The following is a 5340-nucleotide window of genomic DNA, read 5'->3' as shown; positions in this document are numbered from 1 at the left end:
ACTGACATTCATCGACACACTGTTGAGTTCTCAAAGAACACGCACACACCATCACTTCAACCAGGTTGAAAGCTCCGGGGCAAGGGTTACAATCTTAGCTTGTTCGCTCCAGGGAAGCAAGTTCCCGCTGAGCGTGATTGTCTCCGACTTCGTCCAACCGCGTTTCCCCGGCCTGTCGGTCGGGGTTGGTGTCCGTGTCGCTCTGACTTGGACAAAGTTACGCGAATGAAAACTGAGCGTCAAACGTGCAGGTCGCAGATGTTCGACAGGTTAAATCCGCTGGTAGCCCGCCCGGAGGCGGGCCACCAGCGGCCACAGGAGCCCCGCAAGACAACTGTGACCCCACACACGTCAGTTTGGAAGGATTCTCACGCCGGCGAAGTTGCGCTTTCCGCGCCGGACGACCAACCAGCTGCCGTGAAGCAGATCGGATGCGGTGGGCTCCCAGTCGTCGGCCGACACCTTCTGGTTGTTCACCGAAGCACCGCCCTCTTTCACGGCGCGTCGAGCGGCCCCCTTGCTCTCGCACAAGCCGCTCGTCACGAGCAGATCGATGATCGTGCGCGGCTCCCCCGGCGCCAATTCGCTGACCGATGCTTCTTTCAGCGCCGCGGCTAGCGTCGACTCGTCGAGTTCCGCCAGCTCCGCCTTGCCGAACAACGCCTGACTGGCGAGCTCGACAGCACGGGTGTTGTGTTCCCCGTGAACCAAGGTCGTCATCTCCGCGGCAAGTCGCTTCTGCGCTTCTCGCGCATGCGGCCGCTCTGCCGTTGCAGTCTCCAACTCTGCGAGTTCGTCCGCAGTCAGGAAGGTGAACCAGCGCAGGTACTTGATCACGTCGGCGTCGCCGGTGTTCACGAAGTACTGGTACCAGGCGTACGGGCTGGTCATTTCGGGGTCGAGCCACAAACTTCCGCCACCGGTCGACTTTCCGAACTTTTTGCCATCGGCCGAGGTCACCAGCGGAACCGTCATTGCATGAACGCTCTCACCGTCGACACGACGGTTGAGTTCGACGCCGGCAATGATGTTCCCCCACTGATCGGACCCGCCGACCTGCAGAGTGCAGCCGAGGTCGCGTCGCAAGTGCAGGTAGTCGTTGGCCTGGAGCAGCATGTAGCTGAACTCGGTGTACGACATCCCGTCCGACTCGAGACGACGCTTCACGGTGTCACGCGCAAGCATGACGTTCACGGAGAAGTGTTTGCCGACATCACGCAGGAAGTCGATGGCCGACATCTTGCCGGTCCAGTTCATGTTGTTCTCGATGACCGCGCTCGTCGGCGAATCGTCGAAATCCACGAATCGTTCGAGCTGACCACGGATGCGACCTGCCCAGTCCGCGACGGTATCGGCGGAGTTCATCGTCCGTTCCCCGACGTCACGGGGGTCTCCGATCAGGCCCGTTGCACCGCCGGCAAGAACGATCGGGCGGTTGCCGGCGCGCTGAAACCGCTTGAGCGCGAGGAGCGGAACCAGGTGACCTGCGTGCAGGCTCGGTCCTGTCGGGTCGAAGCCCGCATACAACGTGACCGGTCCGGCCTCGAGATCTTTACGCAAAGCGTCGAGATCGGTTGATTGGGCGATCAGCCCGCGCCAGGTCAGTTCGTCGAGAATATTCTCAGTCACGGACTCGATCATCCCATCTTCACGAAATGACCGGCGCTCGCGGGCTTCGGCGATACGCGGACACCGCTCGCGAGTCCGGAATCCACAGGCGCCACGGAACCTCCGCCGCGGTACTGACCCCCACCCGCGGTCCACTGACCCATTCCTTCGACTCCCCCAATTCGAGCCGAATCCGAGAGGCAGGGTTGAACACGTCTGTTCCGTTGTCCGCCAACGTGATTGCGACAGAAGCACCGAGATTACCCGGCCCTCTGGCCCATTGGTGAGATGGTCGATCCGGCGATCTCCGAGCAGACACCACATCGTGACCGGCCTCGATTTCGGCCGCTCGGAGCAGAACACCACCCGCGACACCATCCGGGCCGTACGAGATGTTCATACAAAAGTGCATTCCATAGCTGCGGTAGACGTAGAGACGCCCCGCCCGCCCGAACATCACGCTGTTCCGCGGCGTTCTCCCCCGATACGAATGTGCTGCCGGATCCGGCCATGGCCCGTCCTTCTCCCCTCCGTACGCCTCGACCTCGACGATCCTCAGCGAGATGTCGTCGACGGTCAGGGTCGAGCCGAGAATTGTCAGGCCCGCTTCCAACGGGTTCTCCACATTTTCCAAGGTCTCGATGCTCACCCTTCGATTGTGCCCACGCCGTTGACTCATCGGTCGGCCGAGTCGCATAATTCAACAAGTGATGAATTATTGAAACGAGGCGAACCGTGACCACAACGCCAGCAATAGATATCCGCGGACTACGAGTCATTCGCGGCAAGCACGAAGTTCTTCACTCGCTTGACCTGCAGGTATCAGCAGGATCGATCACCGGACTGCTCGGCCCGTCCGGCTGCGGCAAGACAACCCTGATGCGCGCGATTGTCGGAACACAGATCGTCGAAAGTGGTGAGGTCAGAGTGCTGGGCGATCTCGCCGGTTCCGTTGCTCTTCGCCACCGGGTCGGATATGTCACCCAATCCCCCAGCGTGTACGGCGACCTGACGGTCACTCAAAACGTCCAGTACTTCGGCGCTCTTTACGGCAAGTCCGGCGCCGACGTCGCAGCAGCGGTCGACGCCGTCGGATTGAGCCGATACGCCGACCAGACCGCCGCCGATCTGTCCGGAGGCCAACGCGGGCGAGTCTCGCTGGCATGCGCGTTGGTGGCGTCACCTGATGTGTTGATCCTCGACGAACCCACCGTCGGCCTCGATCCAGTGCTTCGTGTCGAACTGTGGGAACGATTTGCCGACCTTGCTCGCTGCGGAACCACCCTGTTGGTCTCCAGCCACGTCATGGATGAGGCCGACCACTGCGCTGAACTGATCCTGATGCGAGACGGGCATCTCCTCGCTCAACTCACACCCGATGAATTGCGCGCCAAAACCAGATGTGAACGGCTCGAGGACGCCTTTCTCGAGCTGATTCGGACTTCACCCGTCGGAGGCGAAATATCATGAGCATCAGGATCTTCGGTGCTACGACCGTCCGCATTCTGCTTCAGCTCCGCCAGGACCATCGCACGGTGGCCATGATCTTGTTGGTCCCGTCGTTGTTGATGATTTTGCTGTATTTCCTCTACCAAGACGTACCCACGCCACCCGGCCAGGTTTCGCTCTTCCAACGAGTGGCGATCACGATGTTGGGAATCTTGCCGTTTGTGGTGATGTTCCTGGGGACATCCATCGCCATGCAGCGCGAACGCAGGTCAGGAACCCTCGAACGCCTGCTCACCACACCGATGGGCAAACTCGACCGTCTCGCCGGATACGGGGCGGCATTTTCGCTCTCCGCCGCCGCCCAGGCAGCCCTCGCGTGCGCGGTTGCTTTCGGATTCCTCGGACTCACCATCGCCGGCAGTCTTGCCTGGGTCATCGTCATTGCAGTTCTCGGCGCAATACTGGGCGTTGCGCTAGGCCTGTTGGCCAGCGCATTCGCGAAGACCGAGTTCCAAGCGGTGCAGTTCATGCCGGTAGTTGTGGTTCCACAGCTCTTCCTCTGCGGACTCCTGGTACCGCGCGACCAATTGCCGACCTGGCTCGAATGGATCAGCAACGTCCTCCCCTTGAGCTACGCCGTCGACGCACTTCAGCAAGTGTCGATGCATGCCGACGCGACGGGTCAGATGTGGCGTGATCTCGCCGTCATGGCGGGCTTCGCCGCCGCCGCGCTATCGCTGGCCGCGGCCACACTCGATCGCCGCACTCCATGACCGACAAGGACACGAGTCCGGTACCGATTCGTTCGGGGCGACGACCGGGCAAGTCGGAGACTCGCGCGCAGATCCTCGATTCGGCGCGACGGGCGTTCTCCCAGAACGGTTTTCGACGAACAACTGTTCGATCGATAGCTGCGGCCGCTGACGTCGATCCGGCCATGATTCATCATCATTTCGGAAGCAAGGAGCAGTTGTTCACCGCTGCGATCGCGCTACCGATCGATCCAGTCCAGGTATTGGGACCGGTTCACTCCTCTCCGACCGAAAATCTCGGCGAAAATCTACTCAGAGCAGTAATCGGGCTGTGGGAATCAGAACACCAGCCGGCGATTCTGGCGGCTTTTCGATCAGCCATTTCCGGCGACGGATCGCAGCTGATCCAGAGCTTTCTGCTCGATGTCGTATTGCGCGACATCATTCCGCGGGTGGACACACCACCTGGTACCGGCTTGATCAGAGCGGAATTGGTGGCCTCTCAGATGGCCGGACTGCTTGTCACGCGATATGTGTTCGGACTCGAACCACTCGCATCATTGAGCGTTGACGCTTTGGTACCGCTGGTGGCTCCGAACCTCCAGCGGTACCTGACCGGTGAATTACCGATCTAGCCTTCAGCCCGCGCGAGCAACTTCTCGTGCTCGTCGTCCGCCACATCGCGTGCCTCGTCGATCAACAGAACGGGACTGCCGTTCTCGATCGGGTAGGCACGCCGCAGGCGCGGGTTGTAGAGCAACTCGTCCCCGACCAGCAACAGCGGGCCTTTGTCCTGGGGGCAGGCCAAAATGCTGAGCAACGTCGAATCAATAGCCACGTGTGTCCTCTCGAACCGATCAAACAGAATGCCCTCAGGCTACCGTGCTCCGGTGCTCACCCTCGTCGGCATCAACTGCGCGGCAATTGCCTTGGTCAGCCGCTTGTACGACTGCGACTCGGAATCGAGGAACCAGGTCCGTGGCCCCGGCGCCGGCAATCCGGCCGCAGCCAAAGCAGTGGAGCTCGGACGGTACGACGAACCCACCGGGATCTCGTCAACCACGTGCACGATATCCGGACGAGCGTCGAAAGCGATGCGCGAGAGGGCCTCTGCAAGCTCGGCAGAACGGAACTGCCGCCCCGGACGCCATGTCACGGCAGCGACCGCGAGCTGATGCGGCGCGTCACCGACTCCGTATGCGACGGCAAGATCCACCCGCGCCACACTCGACAACGCGTCGACGATCGGCTGGGTGAAGACGGGACCGCGGACCGTGGAAATGACCGTGTTCTTGTGGTCGATCAGCCAGTAGTCGCCGTCGGCGTCCCGGCGGAAGAGATTTTCGGTGGGAATCCACGAATCGCCGGCTTGGAAGAGACCTCGCATGGCTCCGCCCGAGAGATCGGCGGTGAATCCCGCGCGCCCGACCAGCAATCCGACCTCGTCTTCGGCGCACTCACGGACAAATCCGTTTCCGTTCTCGAGGAGCCGACCACTCAGCGGGTCGTATGCCGCCAACCGCACCTGCGC

6 protein-coding genes and 1 pseudogene are annotated in these 5340 nt (G+C 61.4%); 3 read left to right on the top strand and 4 right to left on the bottom strand.

The genetic code is table 11. The annotated features are described in order from the left end of the window. Positions 1-351: 351 nt before the first annotated feature. A complete protein-coding gene (gene tyrS / locus RWT78_RS27955; protein WP_007736194.1) occupies positions 352-1629 on the bottom strand; it encodes a tyrosine--tRNA ligase in 1278 nt (425 codons plus the stop codon). A 19-nt stretch (positions 1630-1648) separates the two neighbouring features. Further along, positions 1649-2257: a DNA-3-methyladenine glycosylase gene (locus RWT78_RS27950; protein WP_003944023.1), complete on the bottom strand. Its 609-nt coding sequence runs from the start codon at positions 2255-2257 to the stop codon at positions 1649-1651. An 86-nt stretch (positions 2258-2343) separates the two neighbouring features. Between RWT78_RS27950 and RWT78_RS27945 the strand changes: the two genes are divergently transcribed. Genes RWT78_RS27945 through RWT78_RS27935 form a run of 3 tightly spaced genes read left to right on the top strand, consistent with a single transcriptional unit; the run spans position 2344 to position 4444 of the window. After that, positions 2344-3078 carry an ABC transporter ATP-binding protein gene (locus RWT78_RS27945; protein ID WP_314682477.1) on the top strand — a complete coding sequence of 245 codons (735 nt, stop codon included), beginning with the start codon at positions 2344-2346 and terminating at the stop codon, positions 3076-3078. Further along, entirely contained in the window at positions 3075-3830 is a 756-nt protein-coding gene (locus RWT78_RS27940; protein WP_314682475.1) for an ABC transporter permease, read from the top strand. The genes RWT78_RS27945 and RWT78_RS27940 overlap by 4 nt, the downstream gene beginning before the upstream one ends. After that, a complete protein-coding gene (locus tag RWT78_RS27935; protein ID WP_314682472.1) occupies positions 3827-4444 on the top strand; it encodes a TetR family transcriptional regulator in 618 nt (205 codons plus the stop codon). Before RWT78_RS27940 ends, RWT78_RS27935 begins: the two co-directional genes overlap by 4 nt. Here the strand turns inward: RWT78_RS27935 and RWT78_RS27930 are convergent. Together RWT78_RS27930 and RWT78_RS27925 are read right to left on the bottom strand one after the other, a co-directional pair. Next, on the bottom strand, positions 4441-4647 hold the full coding sequence (locus RWT78_RS27930) for a Trm112 family protein (protein WP_314682470.1): 207 nt from the start codon (positions 4645-4647) through the stop codon (positions 4441-4443). The two genes, RWT78_RS27935 and RWT78_RS27930, sit on opposite strands and share 4 nt — an antisense overlap. 39 nt (positions 4648-4686) lie before the next feature. Further along, positions 4687-5340, bottom strand: a pseudogene (locus tag RWT78_RS27925) (acyl-CoA synthetase); the annotation flags it as partial.

It is taken from the genome of uncultured Rhodococcus sp., from assembly GCF_963525155.1.
GTDB classification, from domain to species: Bacteria; Actinomycetota; Actinomycetes; order Mycobacteriales; family Mycobacteriaceae; genus Rhodococcus_F; species Rhodococcus_F qingshengii.
The sequence above is the reverse complement of the archived record's forward strand: the minus strand, read 5'-3'. Positions and strand labels throughout refer to the sequence as shown.

What these genes read in the sequence shown, in the direction of transcription:
- RWT78_RS27940 (WP_314682475.1), top strand. Translation starts at nt 3,075, where the DNA reads ATGAGCATCAGGATCTTCGGTGCTACGACCGTCCGCATTCTGCTTCAG.
- RWT78_RS27935 (WP_314682472.1), top strand. Translation starts at nt 3,827, where the DNA reads ATGACCGACAAGGACACGAGTCCGGTACCGATTCGTTCGGGGCGACGA.